Origin of the sequence: Pyrobaculum islandicum DSM 4184, assembly GCF_000015205.1 — an archaeon.
Classification (GTDB): Archaea; Thermoproteota; Thermoprotei; order Thermoproteales; family Thermoproteaceae; genus Pyrobaculum; species Pyrobaculum islandicum.
In genome coordinates, this window is the sequence record NC_008701.1 from 171,235 (window position 1) to 189,338 (window position 18,104).

The window sequence follows — 18,104 nt, forward strand, 5'->3', positions numbered from 1 at the left end:
GCAGTCAGTGTAACAAATTCTTATAATAGAAGACTCGAAGTTTATGTGATCCCGCGTGTAGTTATCTCATCTTTCAGAGGTATGTCTGGGAAGACTATTATCTCTCTTGCATTGATATATGGTCTCTTTAGGCAGGGGCTTAGAGTTGCCCCCTTTAAGGTTGGGCCTGACTATATCGACCCGAGCTACCACACAGCGGCGGCGGGGAGGCCCAGCAGAAACCTCGACGTGGTGTTGATGGGAGAGAGGGGGGTGGTGGAGCGTTTTGTAAAATTTTCAAGAGGCGCAGACATTGCCGTTGTGGAGGGCGTGTTAGGCCTCTACGACTCCTTCGACGGCGTTTCTGAGCTCGGCTCCACGGCGCAGGTGGCTAAGCTGTTGAAAGCTCCTGTTTTGTTAGTGTTAAACGGGGAGAGAGTAAATAGAACTCTTAGGGCTATCGTTAGGGGGTTAAGGCAGTTTGACCCCGAGATTAAAATCCCGGGAGTAGTTTTAACAAACGTCACTAGGAGTCAGGCGGAGAAGCTGAAGAAGTCCCTCCCCGAGGAGGGGGTGGAGGTGTTGGGCGCAGTGCCTAAGAGTGAGAAGTTGGCAGAGGTATTTTCCTATAGACATCTCGGCCTTACGCCAGTGGGCGAAAGAGGGGATGTCCCCCGTATTTTTGAAGTTGTTGAAAAATATGTGTTGCCGTATATAGATTTAGATGGCGTTATTGCTATTGCCAAATCTGCCGGCGATTTTGCAGTAGATATTAAAGAAGAAGATCCTGGGGGCTTGGGCGGGTGTAGAATTGGGATTGTGTTTGATAGAGCTTTTACCTTCTACTACCCCGAGGTCTTCGAGGAGGCTAAGTCGCTGGGAGAGGTGGTGTTTTTAGACTCGCTGAAGATGCAAGAGTTGCCTCAAGTAGACGTGGTTTTTATAGGCGGGGGCTTTCCTGAATCTCTAGCAGAAGAGTTAGAACGTAACAAACCGTTTAAATCCTCGTTGTTGAAATTTATAGAGCGGGGGGGCAAGGTATATGCCGAATGCGGTGGCCTTATGTATCTTACCTCTTCTATAGTGGTAGAGGGCTCGGAGTACGAGATGGTTGGCGCGATAGACGGCATAACAGTTATGATGAAGAGACCGGTAGGGAAGGGATACGCTTGGGGCGTGGTGGAGAGGAGGACGCCTATAGCCCCTCCGGGGACTAGGCTTGTGGGACACGAGTTTCATTACTCCAAGATTATCCTCAGGGAGGAGGTAGAGACCGCTATAAGGCTGGAGAGGGGGGTTGGAATCGGCGGCGGTAGAGACGGCATTGTAAAGGGCAATATGCACGCACAATATCTCCATATACATCCCTACACCTACAGCGTGTTGAGGACGCTATGCCGCTCTACGTAGTGGGGGCAGGCCCTGGCGACCCTAAGTTATTGACTATTAGAGCTAGAGAGCTACTTGAGGAAGCCGACGTGGTGGCATATGGCGACCTCGTGCCAGAGGAGGTGGTGAAAATCGCCAAGAAGGCGCGTGTTGTAAAAATTGGCCATAGGAGAGTGGAACACGACGCCGCTATAGAAGCTCTAATTGAAGAAGCGCGGTGGAGAAACGTAGTGATTTTAAAAAACGGCGATCCCACAATATTTGGGAGGGGGGTCAAGGTGTGTAAAATGGCAAGAGAGAGGGGGGTGCCCTGCGAAATTGTGCCTGGCGTCAGCTCTTTTACAGCCGCGGCCGCCCTCTTCCAGATAGAGCTTACAGACGGCGAAAATCTTAGACATATAGCTCTGTTGTCATATCCACATTTCTCAGCTGACATACTTAGAGAAATAAAGGCAGACACTCTGGTTATATTTATGATGGGAGATAAACTACAAGAGGTGAGCCAGGTGTTAGCTCAGGTCTGTAACCCAGAGAGAGTATACCTCTGCGTCGGAGTGTCCCTAGGCGGCTATTGCGAAGAAGTCTCCCCTGAGGTTTTAGGAGAAAAGAAAGGCCTACGACCAACTCTTGTCATAGTACAGAGATGTACATCTTCAAAGAGTATAAAAATGTAACCCTCACAGAGTTAGGCAAATTGCCTAGAGACGGTCTATAGCCCTCTGTCCCTAGGTGCTTATCGCCAATGACACGCCTAGGAACTTCCTCCTCGCTCACGCAGTCATGAGCACCCAGGGTGTCTTGGGCGTGGGGCCGGGCGGCACACTGCCCTCCGCGGGCGCCCTCTTTTTGATGATTATCATGGCGGCTGTGTTATTTTAGAGAACGGTATATATACGAGAAGTAGTTGTATTAGTGCTATAAACTTTACAAACTGTTTCACAGTGAGGTATTGGGTTTGGCCCATGTCCACACGTGACGCGGAGGAGAAAAGTTAGAAACATACTTTCAACTACTTCGGTTCACCTGCCTGACAGCGACGACGTGAGACAGGTGAGTCGAAAGAGTGGATGGCGCTGACTCTATCATACTCTCCGCCAAACTTGGCTGAATTCGGTGAATTCGAGACTGTTTTGTGTCTGCTACCGCTTTTCATTTCGCCTTTTGTGCCCATCGTTGCGTTCGATATACTTGCGCTACCCTTTGCCACAATTTTAGAAATTGACCAAACCAACGACGCTAGAGTGGCAATCATGGGTCTGATGGCCATCACAAGCGTCTCTGTGGTCAGCAACCTCAGAGCGCATAGAGACATCACATTTTTAACCTCGTAAGTACTTCTCACCCATGAACGGCATCTACTTGGCCCCTGGGGCGGCTGACGGGGCGCGCAAAGTGATACGGAACAAACGACCAGCGGCCGGCCCCCGGTGAGCCGCCCCCTCGCCCCGGTGTACCGGGGGCGGGCCCTTAAGTCCCCCGGGGAGGGGCCAAGAGAGAGATAGGGGGACAACCTACTCCACCCGCACCACAGGCAAGTGGTGTAGTTTGCCGCCAGTTAACCATGTCAAGATAGCGCCGAGACGGAGTTAAACCTTATATGTTGCAAGACTTGTGGTATGTTTCGGCGTCTTTTTGTTTCCTATAGGAAACAGTTTCTGCAGAATGTTGTTTCTCGCGAGAAACAAATTTTAATTAGAGTATATACTACTTTGTGGAGCGCGTCTTTAGAGAGGTTATTGAAGAGTGGCTTAGCTGGAAGCCTCCTCCCATGGTAGAGAGGGAGCTGGAGGTACCTCTGGAGACCGGCTTGGCTACAGCCGTAATTGGGCCGAGACGCGCGGGGAAGACGTACCTCTTGTATCAACTGGCAGTGAGACACGGAAGGTCGCTCTATATTAACTTCGAGGATGTGAGATTTGTAGGCTTGAGACCAAGGGACTTCAGTGTGTTTTTAAAGACGTTGGCAGAGCATGGGGACTTCAATTTATTGCTCTTAGACGAGGTACAGAACGTCCCTCACTGGGGGAGGTGGATTAGATCTCTGCTGGACAGAGGCTACCTGGTGGCTGTGGCCGGCTCGACGTCGAAACTAGGCGCTAGGGAGGTGCCGACGGAACTGAGGGGGAGGTATCTATCCCGCCTCCTCCTGCCCTTCTCCTTCAGGGAGTATCTAAAGGCCGTGGGGATCCCGGCGTTGGCGGGACACGCCCCGGCCTCCCGAGGCAGACTGCTGGGCGCGCTGAGGGAGTACCTGGAACGGGGTGGCTACCCCGAGGCCGTCCTAAGGCCTCAGCTGGCGCGGGAGCTCTTGAGGACATACCGCGACACCGTGGTCTACCGCGACGTCGTGGAGAGACACAGGGTCAGAGACGCCAGGGGGTTCGAGGTCTTTCTCTCCATGGTGGAGTCCAGCTTCTGCAACGTCTTCTCCATATCCTCAGCCCACAGGAGGCTGGCCTCCCTGGGGCTGGAGAAGAGCAAGAAGACACTGGCCAACTACCTAAAGTACCTCGAGGAGGCCTTCTACGTGGTGGCCGTCCCTAAGTGGGGGCCCGGCAAGACGCCGCTGACGCAACCCCACAAGATCTACCCAGTGGATCCCGGCTACATACCCGAGGGGCAGATCGGCAGAAAGATGGAAGCGGCGGTGGCTGTGGAGCTCCTCCGGAGGGGCGCGAAGTTCTACTACTACAGGGGGAGGAGGGAGGTGGACTTCGTGGTGGAGGGCGAGCCGCCCCTCTTGATTCAGGTGACCTACGCCTCGGCGCCCGACGAGGTCGACAGAAGAGAGCTTGACGCGCTCTCGGAGGCCGCGGCCGCCGTTGGGGGAAGGCCGCTGTTGATCACCTGGGACCTAGAGGGCCAGATCGCGCGGAGCGGCCTTAGAGTCGACGCGGTGCCGCTCTGGCAGTGGCTGTTAGGCGGCTGGGCCAAGTCGCCGGCCTCTACCTAGCGACTAGGCCGCCAGGCGGCGGAGGGTCAGATCCCTTCTCTCAACAGCTCGGGAGGGGCGTATCTCACCTTCGAGACCAAAAGCGCCGCGGCTAGGCTCAACGCGGCGGCCCACCCCGAGATGCTTGTCGCCAGCGCCCAGGCGGGCACATCCAGGGTGTTTGAACTCGCAATGGCGGCGTACGGCCTTTCTAGCCCGGCGTATGCCGTGATAATAAGGGCCTGGGCCGCCGTGAATGGGTTGGCCGCAAGAGATAGAGGACTCTGCTCCACATAGAGGTAGCTGAAGTAGAAGAGCATGTTGAAGATCAGCGGGGTGAAGGGGAGCCAGCTGGCCGCCTTAACAGCCTTCAACGCGAGGAGAGATAGGAGGAACAGAAGAGCCGCCGCAAACGCGGTAAACACAGCCACCGCCCCGGCCGTATGGAGCAGAGCCAGCGCGTCCTTTGGAGCGGCGTCGGCTAGAGAGACCGAGATCCCGCTGTCGTTTAAGCCGCGCCACATGAGCAACCAGTTGGCCGCCCCAACCGCCGCCACTAAGATGAGGCTTGTGGTAAACATCGCGCCGTAGTATGAGGCAACGTATTTCAAAGGCCTCAGTCTCCCGAAGCGGAGCAGATAGGGCACAGCCGCAGTGCTGTAGATCATGGAGTACAACAGGGCTACGGACACAGCGGCGACCACCGTGATCACAACGCCGTCGAGCCAGCCTGCGACATAGGACCTGGCGTACTGAGCGGCGTAGGGCGACTTGGCGAAGCCCTTGGTGAAGATAAACGCGCCCATCGCCACCCAGAACAGAGGCCAGAGACCTCCCCACAGCAACACCCACCTGTTCTTCAACGTCCTGACCACTAGATATCTGGCGAGGCCCATGGCTATTCCACCAGGCCGTAGATCTTGTTCACCGTGCCCATCTCGCTGAACTTAACCCCGGCGCCCTTGACTACCGAGTACTCCACGCCGCCGACCTTAAGCGTTAGAAGAGCGCCGCCGGCCCTCCCTCTGACCAGCCCCGAGGCCAGCAGATCGTCGACTAGGACGGGGCCGTAGAGTCTGCCCTCCAGCATGAAGTAGGCGTCCCAGCCCCTCATGGCCTTGAGGGCGTCGAGGTCGTGGGTGGCGACGATTCCAGACTCCCCGCGCTCCACTAGAAGCTTCAACACAGCGCCTCTCCTTGCGGGATCCACGTTCTCGAAGGGCTCGTCCACCAAGATGGTCTTCGGCCTAGAGGACAGGGCGAGGGCGAGCCTCACAAGAGACCACTGGCCGGCCGAGAGGGCGTGCACCGGCCTCCTCATGACCTCGCGCCCCAGCCCCAACCGCCCCATGAGGGCCTCGAACTCGCCCCGGTCAACGCCCTTCAAGTCCTCAAACACCTCCAGGAGCCCTGCCACGTCGTAGGCAATACGGTATATCTCGGGGAGATTCGACGAAACTGTGAGGAGCCCCCTGGCGGAGTCCACCTCAACGCCGTCGATCTTGATGCTACCCTCGTAGGGGATCACCCCGCTTACAGCCCTCAACAAGGTGGTTTTCCCAGAGCCGTTGGGCCCCAGAAGCACCGCCTTTCCCACCACCTCAGCCCCATCCGCGAGGACCTCGAAGGTCCCCGCCCTCACCTTCACACCCCTAATCTCAATCATGTGTGGTGAGAACAAGGCGATATAAACAGCTCTCGGAAGTTCAGAATTATGAACTGGCGAGACGCTTATAAATAGAGCTCTACCTGGAGAGGTGGATGCCACAAGAGCAATTCTGGAGGAGAGCCTGGCGGTGTCGAGGGAGATCCTCAGAAGGGAGCTGAGGAAGGCGTTGGGGCTTTACTATGCGGCGTGGGGCACCTACCCAATGGCCGCAGTGGTCCTCTACTACGTCGTGGAGAATCTAGTCGCTGGAGCTCCCAAATCCGCAGTTGCGCTCTCCGCCGCCGTCCCCTACATTGTCCTCACGGGGAGGATCTTTGCGTCCTTTTTCAAGGCCATGAGACTCCCATCGAGACGCCGCAAGGGGGGGATCGCGTGGTCGATCATGATCCTAGCCTACTTCGCCGTCCTGCTCTTCGCCATGGCGTTCATAAAAACGCTGGCCTTCGCAACCACAGCCGCATACGCCGCCAGCGTAACCCTCCTCACGTATCTCCTCTTCCGGAGCAACGCCACGGAGCCCAGGTGGTACGACCACCTAGCCCTCATATCCTTCTCGGTGCTTCTCCCACTCGGCGTATACGTCGTGGCGCTCTACTACGTCATCGGAATTATTTGGGTCTACGCCGGCATTAAGTCCCTCCTCGACGCGATGGAATGACCGAGTTCGACGAGCTGATGAGGCTCCTGGGGACAAGGGCGCTCTCCAGCGGCGTGAGGCTGGGAATACTGATCGCTCTGTACGTGGTAGACGGCTACATAACCTTCGCCGACTTCCAGAGGGCGCTTGACATCCCCAAGAGCACTCTCCACGAACACCTCCAGATCCTCGCCAGAGAGGGCTACATAGAGTACAAGAGGGCGATCACCGAGAGGGGAGTTAGAGCCGTAGCGAAGATCACCGACAAGGGGAGGGGCATCGTAAGGCGCTACCTAGACCTACTAAGGCGCATATACCAGAAGCAGGGGGAGCCCCCATAGCAGTATGTACCTCGCCACCGCGCCCAAGCCCCCCTCGCACACGTCCCCACAGCAAGATACCCCAGTCGGGGTTTTGGCCGGCGGCACACGGCCCGCCTCTAACCATGCCGAGGTGCCTCGTGAGGCGCCCCCACCACGTCGGTAAATGCGCACATCTACATCTAAACCGCCTGCGTCGAAAGCGCAGGGCTTTGCTCGCCGAGTACGCCCCACCGACCGCCCCCGGCGGCTCTCTACACGCTGGAGACGCCCTTGCTGAGGGCAGAGGGAGCCCCTTGAGATCTGACTTTCCGCCGTGTATCTCCGCAATCCGGCGCAATACCCCTACACCACAATTCACTCGCCGCCACCGCCTACACTACTCTTCTAGGAGTTGGGGGCGAAGCCAGCCGTCTGGGGCCAGGAGCTTGACCTGGGCGCCTCGGGCAAGCTGCCCCCAAGGGCGCCTTTGGGCACAATGCCGTAGAGGGTAGGGAAAACAATTTATTTAGTGAACCAACACCAAAGTGTGATGTCCGTTGACCGCGACGCCTTGAAGAGAGTGGTGTTAGATCTGCTGAGGAGCGATGAGGAGTTTAGGCTAGCTGTCGCCGGCTTGATCGGGCTAGGCGCAGTCCTTGAAGAGCTTAGGAAGCTGAGGGAGGACTTCAATAGGTTTGCCAAAGAGCAAGCAACGAGGTGGGAAGAAAACGACAGAAGATGGGAGGAGAACAACAAAAGGTGGGAAGAAAACAACAAGCGGTGGGAAGAGACATATAGAAGGTTCGAGACGATCGAACTAGAACTAAAGAAACTAAGAGAAGACTTCAACAAGTTCGTAAAAATAGAAGAGAAAAGGTGGGAGGAGGCTGAAAATAAGTTTAGGTGGCTCATAAGCGCCCTTGACGACATCCGGAGGGCTTTGGGCGGCGGCTTTGAGTACTACACGGCGAGGGTCGTCAGCCTACTGCTTAGGGAGAGGGGGATTGAGTGCGACGTCAGAGTCAACGTGACGTTGCCTATCGACGGCTTTAAGGAGGTGGATCTGATATGCTACGACCCGTTGGTGGTCGGCGAGGTGACCATCGCGGTGAGGAACATCGAAGAGGCAGATAGGGAGATTGGAAAACTGCTCGAGGCAGAGAGGGCGGCAGAGAGGTTCACCGGCAGAAAGACCTACATGAGGGTCTTAGCAGTTGAGTTCGCGAGCCAAGACGTCGCTGAGTACCTACGCAAAAAGGCCCAGGAGATGGGCATACTGTTGCTCCTGGGTAGAGAGTACGAAAAGCTCTAAGACATTATCACACGAGGCTGGAGTTTTTTATCTGCATCCTCAATAAACATAAACACATTCTCAGATTATATAATTTTTTAAACTCCACAACCTTCGCGCCTCTCGAGACGATCGAGACCCCTATAGTGAATTCTCTCACATCGAGACAGAGGAAGAAGTAGGGAAGTAAGATCAACTTATAAGTGATTGAGACAATTACGTTATTGTAAGTGAGCGCCTCAACTACAGCTAGCAATAAGTAGTAGGCTGAGACGAGTGACAAGTTGCATAAGAGATCCGCCTTAACTCTAGGCAGGAGAATAAAACCAAGTAGCTCGACGATGCTTAATATTAGCGTGAGCGAGCCGAGCACAGAACTTATGCTGAACATGGCATTAGCAGCGCCTCAGTTGTCCGAGGCCGTCTAGGAGGTGTTTCCTCATGCCGTTTCCGTTACACTCTTTCAGTTCTCTGTGACTCTCGTCCTCCACCGTGTCTACGACTATGGCGGCTTGATGCTCTCTGGCCAGCTTTATGATTTCGCGGCGGCGTTTATAACGATGTCGCAGATACGAGGCCGACCTTTATGTAGTGGTCAAGGCGGTTCACGTCGACGACGGTGGCCTTGGGCTCCGTTGGCTTGACTTCTCTAGCGAACACCAGGGCGATATATAGGCCGCCGTAGGTAGGATCCTCCTTATCGTCTCTCTTCTCTACGCCAAAAAACGCCAACTTCAATTTGGCTCCCTCCTATAGTCTCTCTCTTATCCAAGAGATACCGCCCTTTTTCAACTCGACGGCAAAAGGCGGTATGCCCAACTTCCACACTCTGACAATTCCGCTCTTTAAAAAGCGGCCCTACTCACGTCTCTCTCATTTTCCACTCTCAATCGAGCGTTTAACGGAACCGCCCTGTAGAACACTGCGTCGCGCTAAAACACCTTAGCTTGCTTTACGAAGTACCTCCCCAACCCGACTTGGGGAACACCTCATCTCGAGGGCTGTGCCAATGACCGCCACTGCGATACCCACGGCATAGATCAACAAGTTCTGCACAGGCCATACAAGCTTCTCTCTCCCTACACCACGCCGAGACACGAGACTATGGCTCTTGCCTCTTCTTTACTTCGTAGTCGTGATAGTGCTGATATCTCTCCTTAGGAATCTATTGCTTATTTTGGCAGCTACCTACGCCGCCGGTGTGGCCTACTTCACCTACCAGTTCTTTAGAATTGCTGAGGCAAAGGCCAAGTGGTTCGACCACCTAGCTCTAATCTCCTTCTCCCCGGCCCTCCTCGCCGAGGTGCTTTTCTACGTCCTCTCGCTGATTTGGATATACGCCGGAGTCAAATCCCTCCTAGAGGTCGTCTCATGACAGACCTCGACAGACTAGGAGATCCTTAGAGATAGAGCTCTTTCAAACGGCGTGAGACTCGGTATCTTAATCGCTCTGTACGTGGTAGACGGCTACATAACCTTCGCCGACTTCCAGAGGGCGTTTGACATCCCCAAGAGCACTCTCCACGAACACCTCCAGATCCTAGCCGAGGAGGGCTACATAGAGTACAAGAGGGCGATCACCGAGAGGGGAGTTAGAGCCGTAGCGAAGATCACCGACAAAGGAAAAGGCATCATAAGACAATACATAGTAAAATGTATATATCAGCCGCAGGAAGAGTTGTCATAGTTCTGAACGACCAAAACTCATCATCTTTTAATTTAACTGGCTGGATATATTTGTGATGAGGTGACCCGTTTACGACAGATGACGTGCTTTCCCCTGGCTGACCACCGGCACTCTGAGGGCTTGTTCCAGGAAGATCTTATCCCCCCGCTTCAGCCTTACCTTAACCACGACCCGCCGGCCGTCGAAGTGGGGGTCGGCCCCCCTGTAGCCCCGGTACTCTAGGAAGTCTCGCACGTCTTCCACGTCTACCTCTGGGACGCCGCCGCATGGGCCCCAGCTACAGAGGGCGCATTTCTGGCCATGGGCGAGGATGTTGGAGGCGCAAGAGGCGGGAAGCACCTCGAAGCCCCACTTCCTCGCTGTCTCCACCAGTCTCTCCTTCGGGTACTTTATTGGGACCTGCCTCCCCTCCTCTAGCCTGCGTATATACGGCGTGATATCTACGCCGAAGGATCTAAGTCTGGCGGCAATAGCCGGTGTAGCCCGTAGCGTGCCGAACACCACACGCCTAATGCCTGCGTCCCATGCCAAGGCCAGAAGCCGCTCTAGGTCGCGGTCGGTCACCCCCGGCACTATCGGCCTCACGAAGAGAGTGGCCGAGCCGCCCCTTTTGACGAGCTCCCCGGCGCCTCTGATCCTCTCCACAGGCTTAGGCGCCTTCGGCTCCAGCCTCCCCTCCACGTCTGTCACGCTGATTAAGACATCTGCCCTATACTTGGCGAGCTCCAGTGGAGGGGGGTACTTCGTCGCCACCTGGACGGGGTTGCCTAGATGTTCCACGACGGCTGCGATGTAGCCCAGGGCCAGCTCCCTGGTCTCGGGGAGGAAGGGCTCTGTGACGGAGCCCACAGCCACTAGAGTGCCCCGCTCCCCCACGGCGACATGGGGGTTTGCGGCTATGGCGTAGGCCATCTCCAGCGGCGTGAGGGGGTATGGCCTCACGGAGCCGGGGAAGCCCATGTCGTAGATGTAGCAGTAGGCGCAGGCCAAGGGACAGCCCACCCCCGTGTGGATGGTGATCCCGCAAGGCCTGGGCAGCCTTTTGGCATGGTGATCACGCTCTACCCTCTTTATATCTACCATTGTCCTCAGCTTCTCGACAACCCCTAGCTTCCTACGCCACGCCTCCATAAAAAGACCCTACATAAGTCTTTAAGTAGTTTTGAAAGTAAATATGATGTCTGCGGAGGTTCTCGAGAGACCTCTCCCAAAGCACACCAACGAAGGCTATATCACATGCCGCGTTGATGAGACTTGAGCTAGAGAGACTCAATGCCGTCGCCAGAAGGAGTAGCTTGCGCCAAGGGCCGTGCCTAGGGTGCCGACAGAGAGTATGAAGAGACTTTTACAGATGCTTGAGGACGTAGGGCTGGTCTCTCTTTGCGATAGCTCTGGATCTCTACGACTATTAGTACCACGGGCCTGACCCTTGCGGCAAGTATTCAAAAATATCAAGAGAAAGAAGCGGCGAGAGACATGGCGATGTTATTCGCCGAGTTGGCTAAGCTGGTTTTAAAACAGCGTATCAAGGTCAGACGAACTTGAGGAGGCTCTATAAGAGGTTAGAAAGGCGTCGAATTTTTGATGAAAAGTCTCGCCATTTAGGGCGGGGTGTCATACTCCGGCTGAAAGAAAGGCTAAGATATAGACATAGCTACGCGCCGCTTGGCCTTGGATATCGGTGGGGTGTGGACGGAGAAAAGACGTGGGTTATTAATTACATGATGTGAAAAAGTGTATGGCGCCGTTGATAATATCTCCTATTCTTTTTGCATACGTCACGACGTAGCTCCAGCTTCCGCCTACAATTATATAGGCTATATATCTTCCGCCTCCTGTAGGTGTGATAGCTATATAAATCCCCTCTCCTCCCTGTGGTTGGCCAGTCGTAAGTATATAGCCGTCTACCGCCATTTCCACATCGCCAATTTTTACAGTTTGTCTTCTACAATTTTCAGCTTTTAGCCCTATGGATGTGTGAAACTCCGCCCTGGGAGGCTCTGGAAAAGACAGCTCTATAAAAGCCCTGGAGATATCGGCAACGCCTCTCATAGTGAGTTGGTAATTATCGCCAGACGTGCCCACAGCCCACCTCGCCGTGTCTATATAAATTTTGACCTCCCCCTCTTCATATACTCTCCGGGCCGCATAGCCGCCGGGCAACGGCTCCACTTGGATAGAACCAGATCTATAATACGCCTTCCCCACCTCGTATCCAAGCCCCACAAGCTTGTTTAAAAAAGCCGGTATGTCTACCTCAGAGCCGTATATAGCCCAGAAGAGATACGACGAACTATATACAAGGCTCATAGCCTAACTTTCTGAAGCTCTCTATATATGGGCCCTCTATACTCATGTATTTTTCCAACATAATTTTCGAAGTCGGGGTCTATTGGTAGTTCCACTATGGTAGAGCCGAGGCGCTCTGCGAGTTGTCTAGCCTCCTCTCCCCGGCCAAATGGGTAGACCTTGACCCCGCCACATTCGACATATGCCATATTTAAAACAAAGAGGGGGGGCTTGACCCCTCTTTCAGATAGATAATCTGCGAGGTGTCCGACGACTTTTATAGACATTTTTGAAGGCGTCGACACAAGGACAGGCTTAAACTTGGCGACTCTCTCTAGGGCTAGGAGAGCCTCCCCCATGCCCGGCGGCATATCTATAACGACTCTCTTCACGCCGTCTAAGTCGGCAAAGGCGAGGAGAGCCTCTACAACCCCTCCCTCATTGGCGCCGGGGAGCACTACATATCTATCGCCTACTATGCCGCCGAGACTAAACAGTTTTACACCGCCTATTTCAAAAGGCTTAATACCCTCTTTCTCAACCTCGTGTAATCTACCCACAACGCCGAAGAGCCTTGGGATAGACATGCCAAATATGTCTAGGTCTATCAAGGCGGTGTCCTTATGGAGGAACGCTAGGAGTGTAGCTACTGTAGACTTCCCAACGCCCCCCTTCCCACTCATTACAGCTACTACCTCTTTGTCACGTAGATTGTCCCTGGCCCTCTCCAAAAGAGGCCTCATACCGTCTCAATCTGTTCTACTTGTATTGAGAGGTCTGCCTCAATATCATGCGAGCCGCATTTTGGGCATTTTACAAACGCGGGGAGCAACTCGGGCACGAGATGTAGGGGGTACTCCTCGCCATATTTCCCAACTAAAGCCTCTATCTGAGAGGCCACCTCCTCATGACCAAACATATAGCCACATGCCCTACATCTATATCTGGGAGTCCTAACTTTTACCTCCAGCTCTGCTTTTTCAAGTCTAGACTCTTTCTTAAGCATGTCAAAAGCCTCTCTCAATATGGAGATGTCTAGTTGTGACACTATGGGCACAGAAAGAGAGATCTTTCTAACCTCTACATTGTGTTCTCTCGCCCATTTATCTACAGTTTGAATTACAGAAAGCGCAAGTGACCATTCGTGCATGGGAAAGAGACGTTTCCTATATTAAAGTATTATAGAGCCTCCCTCGGGATATTTACCACTTTGAGATAGCGAATCCCCCTGCCGATTCTAGAGATTCTCGAGGTGAGCTCTCTGATTCTCTGCGCATCTCCAACGGCGTGTATCACCTCTAGACAATTTCTCTCGTCTAGGTGAACGTGCGTCGCTACTCTAATAATATCGTTAAAGTCGTGCTGAACCTCAGTTAAGTGCTTCGCCACATCTCCAACTTCATGGTCGTAGACAATAGCTATAAGCGAGGCGACAGGCGTTTTAGCCGCCTCCCCCACCTTCTCGGCTATGAGCGAAGCTATAAAACGGGAGCGGTTCACTTCGCCAATTTCAGTCATATATCTCTCCATCTCTTTATAAAGCTCGTCGTCTAAAACTATCGAAATTCTCCTAACCATACTTCAACAACACTTGGACGGCTTTCCCAATTTCCAAAGTGACATATTTACCAGTTTCTGCGTCATAGGCAAGTAAAACGCCGTCTGTCCCCCTCAAGACGAAATACCTAAGCTCTTGGTCGTGCCAAACGTTTGGAAGTAGAGAGCCAAACATAGATATTAATTCGCCAGCCGCCTTGGCGTAACATATCCCAGGCTTACTCCGTGAAATACATTCAACATACATCTTTCTAATCTCCCTAAGGCCCTCTGTAATAATGTCAATTTTTAAATCCCGAGGCGCAACGCCGTCGTCCATTTTAAACACAGTCATACCCTCAACTGGCGTTTTACAGTCTCAAGCAATTTAGCCGGGTCGACATTTGAATCAAGTTTATGAGCCTCGCCGAAGGTAGTTAACTGTCTATATACCACTTCGCCTATTGTGTCTCTAAGGGCGTCTTCCAAAGGCTTTGTAAATATAGAAAACAGTTCTTGGGCAGGCTTGAGGATTTCTTCTACAGGGCCTAAGAGATCTTTCTTCAAGACGCCAAGAGCCTTGCCAATTTCTTTAAACTCGCTCATACCTCAATGCTCTGCGGTAGCAGTTTTTAAACTCTTCTACCACATTCTCTCCAATTTTAAGTTCGACGCCAAATTGAGCAAGCAATTTTTTTAACTCCTCTACTGCAATAGGTACAGCCTTTATAACCTCTTGCGACGGCGGAGAAAACGGCTCGAGTGTCTTAGGCCCCACCGCGATTATATAGGCCTTGGGATCTCGCCCCATCGCCCTGAGATAACCGACAAGTAAAGAAGGCGGCGTCCTGTGGGCATCTATAAGCCTAGTCTCTTGGAGAGTAAGAGAGCCCTCGACTCTCTCTATAGCTACAGCACCAGGGGGCAATCTAACGTCTATGTCTAGAAAAACTAAGATGTCGTAATCCGCTAAGGTTCCTAAAACGCCTATGCCGTGGGCATTTCCATCAAAAACAAAATCGTTGTAATGTGAGAGGACTTGAGCTAGACAACTACCAAAACCGTCGTCTCCGTAGACTACGTTGCCCAGCCCGACGACTAGTAGCATTAAATGGCGCAAGCATTCCAGATCACCTTCTCGATTACGTTCATAACTCTGCCCCCTTCGCCCTTGGCCTCAAAATGTACAGCACACGCCAGACAGGGGTCGAAGCTCCTGATCGCCCTCACTTGGTCAAGGCCAGTCCACTGGTCAGGCGGGAGCTCCTCCGTCACTACGCTGTTCCGTACAGACATTTCGAACGGCCCGGCGCACTGGCCCTTCCACGGGTCGGTACAACGGTTGTTAGACGGGCTGACGTTGGGCGTCGTCGGAGCCTCGTACTGGTAGTTCACGATCCTCCCGCCCTTCTGCACGAGCCAGTGCATACAATTGCCGCGCGGCACTTGCCACCAGCCGAAGCTATAGCTAAAGTCGGGCCACTTGCCGTAGCTCCACGGCCTAGAGGTCTGCACCTTCCCGGCGTTTACCAACTGGAGGCCATACAGCAGGTTGGCCCAGGCTATGGCGTTCACCACGGCGAGGTGAACCGCGCGGGCCAGCAGACGTTCAAACGTCGTCGAGTACTTGGGCAAATTCCACGTAATGACAAGCTCGTCCTTTGTGCCAGGCGGCAAGTCAGGCGCCACAGTCCCGCCGGGGAGATAGATCTTCATCTGACTGCCGTTGGACTCCCAGGCCTTAAAGCCAGCTAGCTCAAACTTTGTGGCGTGTAGCGTGTCAAGCCACAGTTGCGATATGGGGCCGGTCTCGATAGGCGCGATGCGGCCGTCCTTAAGCACAAGCCTAGGCTCAGCCGCCCAGCTGTACTTCTCGGCGAAGTTAATGGCGCCAGGCTTCGGGATAGTGGTCCTATTCCACATGTGGTACTTGAAGAGCTCTGTTCCATTTACCAACGGCCGGCCGATGGGATCTTCCTTTATCCAGCCGGTGGGCGGCGCCACGTTGCTCTTCACCCAGTCCTCATAGAAAGAGGAGTCTGCAAACTCCACATAGCCGAGCTGGATCTCCGTCGGGTTCTTGCTGTATATATCGTGGCCGATGGCAAAGCCCGGCTTCTCGCCCCTCGCGTTGTAGGCCTGGTCAAGCCTCGCATAGAGCTCTCTCCAGTTGCCCCTCGCCTCGTCGGTGATGTTGCTGTATACCTCGGGATCGTCTGCGAAACCACCGGCGAGCATCACCGGTGGGTCGTGGGTCTTGCCTTGGGTAGTGGCGTAGGGCTTCCCGTCCGGCGTAGTTACGTGGTCACGGTAGAACTCATAAAGGTCTTGCCAGACGGCCCAGACGAACTTAACCCAGGCAGTCAGTTGTGAAAGTCTGGCGTAGTACTCCTGTAGCAGGGAGGGCAAGTTAGTAATATCTGTAGAGATTCCGCCGGGGATAAGGGTAGATGGGTGGGCATGTCTGCCGTAAATTAATGCGCCAGCTTCTCTCGCAATTCTTTGATATTTTACCGTTAATTGCCAAATTTTGCCTGTGATAGGGTTGAGATCTTTCATTATGTCAGCAATTGTGCGGTAACCGTGAATCGCCGTGTAATTGGCCGGCGTTTCCTGGGCAACCTTCCACACAGATGGAGTAAGCTTGCTTATAATCACCTCGCTGTAGTCCGGCCCCTCCAACATGTTTAAAATCAATGGGTGGTCATAGATGTAGTCTGTCATGGAATAGGCAAGAGTCCTCAATACACTCCCCATTGGATACGGTGTCATACCTGCGGCGATATCACAGGCAATCACAGAGGCGTTAGCATGAGCTGCGCCACAGACTCCACATGTACGAGAAACTATGTGGGGGGCGTCCTCGGGAGGTCTACCCCTTAGGAATACCTCAAAGCCACGGAATGCCATCACTGTGGTTCTAGCAGTTTTCACAGCTCTGGTGCCGGTATCTATTTCTGCATACAAAGCTAGATGTCCCTCAATACGCGTAATGGGGTCAATCCAGATCTTTACCGTAGACATAGGACAATCCAGAGGGGGCTTTAAAAAATCTAGTTTTCTCAACTGTGAAAAATTAAGGGCCTTACTCCAGGGCCTCAGCGACTAGGTCTACGATGTGTACTACCTTGGCATTTACGCCGTAGAGCTGTGTGCCCAACCTAATAGTTTCTATACCGACTGGGCAAGCAGTGACGACAACCTCCGCACCGCTCTTCTTCACGTCGTCCATCTTCCTCCTTATGGCCTTCTTATAGGCATCTTCACTCTTCTCTACAAATTCCTTCTCCCGGGCGCTCAACATCCCCCATATGTCCATCCCCAGGAGCTTGCCCATGGCCATGTGCATCTCCTTCGTGAGACAGTTTATGCCATCTCCGCCGCCACAACAAAGGCTGTTAGCTCTGTTGTGAGGAAGATCGCGGTAGTCGGTAAACGCCTTCAGCACCTCCCTCGGCTCTTCAAACACGCCGGCTCTCCTACCCAACTGACACGGGTCATGCCAAGTGACTTTGGCACCTGTCTTCTTAAGCTTCAACTTGCCCTCCCTGAGATACTCGGCGAGGAGCTCTGTGATGTGATAAACCTTGAAGCTGAACTTCCTCCTCAGTAGGTTTGTAGCCTCGAACCTGAGGTTGGGGTAGACGAAGCCCCCATCTATTGTGACGAGGATCTGCGGCGAAATAGACTCGGCGTATTTAACTACGTCTTCTATAGCTGTCTTCTGTGCCGCCGGGTCTCCCACCACTGCCCCAATGGGCGGCCTAACGCCTAGTGGCCGTGACGGAATCGTAAAATCTTCGCCAACCTTCTTTAAAATCTTTATAGTGTTCAAAACAGTGTCCTTCAGCAACACCACGTCCATAACTGAAATCATGAGGAGTACCCGGGCGCCCTTCTTGTCAACGGGAGCCCCAAGCTTGGCGACCTCGGTCATGAAGGCTTCCCACATAGCTTTTACAGACGGGTGCTGTAGATACTGGCCGCTTCCCTCGAAGCCCGCAAATTGCTTCATTAAAGTTGGCGCTATTCCGGTCGAGTAAAGCGCCTGCCTTAGCAAGCGCACCATCGCGCCGCTATCTATGCCAAAAGGACATGTCACATAGCAGTGGCCGCAGTTGGTGCATCTATAGGCAAACTCCAAGATCTTCCACATCTCGTCCTCGCTCTTGGGCATCCTCGCGCCGACGAAACGGCCGAAAAGCCTCCCAGCTAACGTATACTTCGCCCTAAGCATCTCTCTTAGGAACTCAGCCTTCTCCACGGGGCTGTACCTCTCGTCTACGTAGAAGTAGGGGCAAGAGGGGGCACATGCGGCGCACCCTACACAGTTTTCAAAATAGTGGAGTGTGACCGAGTTCAGCTTAGGCACCGTAAGCATGGGTAGAAGTGG

General features: G+C 53.7%; 22 protein-coding genes and 1 pseudogene. 9 read left to right on the forward strand and 14 right to left on the reverse strand.

Annotated features, from left to right (window positions below):
• Positions 1-45: 45 nt before the first annotated feature.
• From PISL_RS00920 to PISL_RS00930, 4 genes are all read left to right on the forward strand, one after another.
• Positions 46-1,389 carry a cobyrinic acid a,c-diamide synthase CobB gene (locus PISL_RS00920; RefSeq protein ID WP_011761937.1) on the forward strand — a complete coding sequence of 448 codons (1,344 nt, stop codon included), beginning with the start codon at positions 46-48 and terminating at the stop codon, positions 1,387-1,389.
• Complete coding sequence (locus PISL_RS00925) at positions 1,374-2,042, forward strand: SAM-dependent methyltransferase (RefSeq protein ID WP_011761938.1); 669 nt, start codon at positions 1,374-1,376, stop codon at positions 2,040-2,042. Before PISL_RS00920 ends, PISL_RS00925 begins: the two co-directional genes overlap by 16 nt.
• A 489-nt stretch (positions 2,043-2,531) precedes the next feature.
• The gene (locus PISL_RS10460) at positions 2,532-2,699 is read left to right on the forward strand and encodes a hypothetical protein (RefSeq protein ID WP_167827589.1); all 168 of its coding nucleotides are present in this window, start codon (positions 2,532-2,534) and stop codon (positions 2,697-2,699) included.
• Positions 2,700-3,079: 380 nt separating this feature from the next.
• On the forward strand, positions 3,080-4,321 hold the full coding sequence (locus PISL_RS00930; protein ID WP_011761939.1) for an ATP-binding protein: 1,242 nt from the start codon (positions 3,080-3,082) through the stop codon (positions 4,319-4,321).
• Positions 4,322-4,347: 26 nt separating this feature from the next.
• Here PISL_RS00930 and PISL_RS00935 read toward each other — a convergent pair whose 3' ends face one another.
• Both PISL_RS00935 and PISL_RS00940 read right to left on the reverse strand, forming a co-directional pair.
• Entirely contained in the window at positions 4,348-5,196 is an 849-nt protein-coding gene (locus PISL_RS00935) for a hypothetical protein (RefSeq protein WP_011761940.1), read from the reverse strand.
• 2 nt (positions 5,197-5,198) lie between these two features.
• The gene (locus PISL_RS00940; protein WP_011761941.1) at positions 5,199-5,966 is read right to left on the reverse strand and encodes an ATP-binding cassette domain-containing protein; all 768 of its coding nucleotides are present in this window, start codon (positions 5,964-5,966) and stop codon (positions 5,199-5,201) included.
• 91 nt (positions 5,967-6,057) lie between these two features.
• Here PISL_RS00940 and PISL_RS00945 point away from each other — a divergent pair, with 91 nt between their 5' ends.
• The 3 genes from PISL_RS00945 to PISL_RS00955 all read left to right on the forward strand — a co-directional run bounded on the left by PISL_RS00945 (position 6,058) and on the right by PISL_RS00955 (position 8,220).
• On the forward strand, positions 6,058-6,627 hold the full coding sequence (locus tag PISL_RS00945) for a hypothetical protein (protein WP_053240240.1): 570 nt from the start codon (positions 6,058-6,060) through the stop codon (positions 6,625-6,627).
• A complete protein-coding gene (locus PISL_RS00950) occupies positions 6,624-6,947 on the forward strand; it encodes a transcriptional regulator (RefSeq protein ID WP_011761943.1) in 324 nt (107 codons plus the stop codon). The genes PISL_RS00945 and PISL_RS00950 overlap by 4 nt, the downstream gene beginning before the upstream one ends.
• Before the next feature lie 511 nt (positions 6,948-7,458).
• Positions 7,459-8,220, forward strand: coding sequence for a hypothetical protein (locus PISL_RS00955; protein WP_011761944.1), 762 nt, complete (start codon positions 7,459-7,461; stop codon positions 8,218-8,220).
• A 7-nt stretch (positions 8,221-8,227) separates the two neighbouring features.
• On the opposite strand, the gene PISL_RS00960 is transcribed toward PISL_RS00955, so the two are convergent.
• Complete coding sequence (locus PISL_RS00960; protein WP_011761945.1) at positions 8,228-8,590, reverse strand: hypothetical protein; 363 nt, start codon at positions 8,588-8,590, stop codon at positions 8,228-8,230.
• 10 nt (positions 8,591-8,600) lie between these two features.
• Positions 8,601-9,182 (reverse strand): annotated as a pseudogene (locus PISL_RS11240) (zinc ribbon domain-containing protein); the annotation flags it as partial.
• Between the two features lie 152 nt (positions 9,183-9,334).
• Between PISL_RS11240 and PISL_RS00970 the strand changes: the two are divergent.
• Positions 9,335-9,574, forward strand: a complete 240-nt coding sequence (locus PISL_RS00970) for a hypothetical protein (protein WP_011761946.1) — start codon at positions 9,335-9,337, stop codon at positions 9,572-9,574.
• A 51-nt stretch (positions 9,575-9,625) separates the two neighbouring features.
• Positions 9,626-9,886: a winged helix-turn-helix domain-containing protein gene (locus tag PISL_RS00975; protein WP_011761947.1), complete on the forward strand. Its 261-nt coding sequence runs from the start codon at positions 9,626-9,628 to the stop codon at positions 9,884-9,886.
• Positions 9,887-9,955: 69 nt separating this feature from the next.
• Here the strand turns inward: PISL_RS00975 and PISL_RS00980 are convergent, their stop codons facing one another.
• The 10 genes from PISL_RS00980 to PISL_RS01025 form a co-directional block, all read right to left on the reverse strand.
• Entirely contained in the window at positions 9,956-11,017 is a 1,062-nt protein-coding gene (locus PISL_RS00980) for a radical SAM protein (RefSeq protein WP_011761948.1), read from the reverse strand.
• A 582-nt stretch (positions 11,018-11,599) separates the two neighbouring features.
• A complete protein-coding gene (locus PISL_RS00985) occupies positions 11,600-12,196 on the reverse strand; it encodes a hypothetical protein (RefSeq protein ID WP_011761949.1) in 597 nt (198 codons plus the stop codon).
• Positions 12,193-12,918 (reverse strand): P-loop NTPase, encoded by a 726-nt coding sequence (locus PISL_RS00990; RefSeq protein WP_011761950.1) that lies wholly within the window; start codon positions 12,916-12,918, stop codon positions 12,193-12,195. Before PISL_RS00990 ends, PISL_RS00985 begins: the two co-directional genes overlap by 4 nt.
• Complete coding sequence (locus tag PISL_RS00995; protein ID WP_011761951.1) at positions 12,915-13,325, reverse strand: hydrogenase maturation nickel metallochaperone HypA/HybF; 411 nt, start codon at positions 13,323-13,325, stop codon at positions 12,915-12,917. The genes PISL_RS00990 and PISL_RS00995 overlap by 4 nt, the downstream gene beginning before the upstream one ends.
• 29 nt (positions 13,326-13,354) lie before the next feature.
• Positions 13,355-13,753, reverse strand: a complete 399-nt coding sequence (locus PISL_RS01000) for a CopG family ribbon-helix-helix protein (protein ID WP_011761952.1) — start codon at positions 13,751-13,753, stop codon at positions 13,355-13,357.
• Positions 13,746-14,066 carry a hypothetical protein gene (locus PISL_RS01005; protein WP_011761953.1) on the reverse strand — a complete coding sequence of 107 codons (321 nt, stop codon included), beginning with the start codon at positions 14,064-14,066 and terminating at the stop codon, positions 13,746-13,748. The genes PISL_RS01000 and PISL_RS01005 overlap by 8 nt, the downstream gene beginning before the upstream one ends.
• Positions 14,063-14,317 carry a hypothetical protein gene (locus PISL_RS01010; RefSeq protein ID WP_011761954.1) on the reverse strand — a complete coding sequence of 85 codons (255 nt, stop codon included), beginning with the start codon at positions 14,315-14,317 and terminating at the stop codon, positions 14,063-14,065. Before PISL_RS01010 ends, PISL_RS01005 begins: the two co-directional genes overlap by 4 nt.
• Positions 14,304-14,819, reverse strand: coding sequence for a hydrogenase maturation protease (locus PISL_RS01015; protein ID WP_011761955.1), 516 nt, complete (start codon positions 14,817-14,819; stop codon positions 14,304-14,306). The genes PISL_RS01010 and PISL_RS01015 overlap by 14 nt, the downstream gene beginning before the upstream one ends.
• Complete coding sequence (locus tag PISL_RS01020) at positions 14,819-16,735, reverse strand: nickel-dependent hydrogenase large subunit (RefSeq protein ID WP_011761956.1); 1,917 nt, start codon at positions 16,733-16,735, stop codon at positions 14,819-14,821. The genes PISL_RS01015 and PISL_RS01020 overlap by 1 nt, the downstream gene beginning before the upstream one ends.
• Before the next feature lie 61 nt (positions 16,736-16,796).
• A complete protein-coding gene (locus PISL_RS01025) occupies positions 16,797-18,092 on the reverse strand; it encodes a (Fe-S)-binding protein (protein ID WP_011761957.1) in 1,296 nt (431 codons plus the stop codon).
• Positions 18,093-18,104 lie beyond the last annotated feature (12 nt).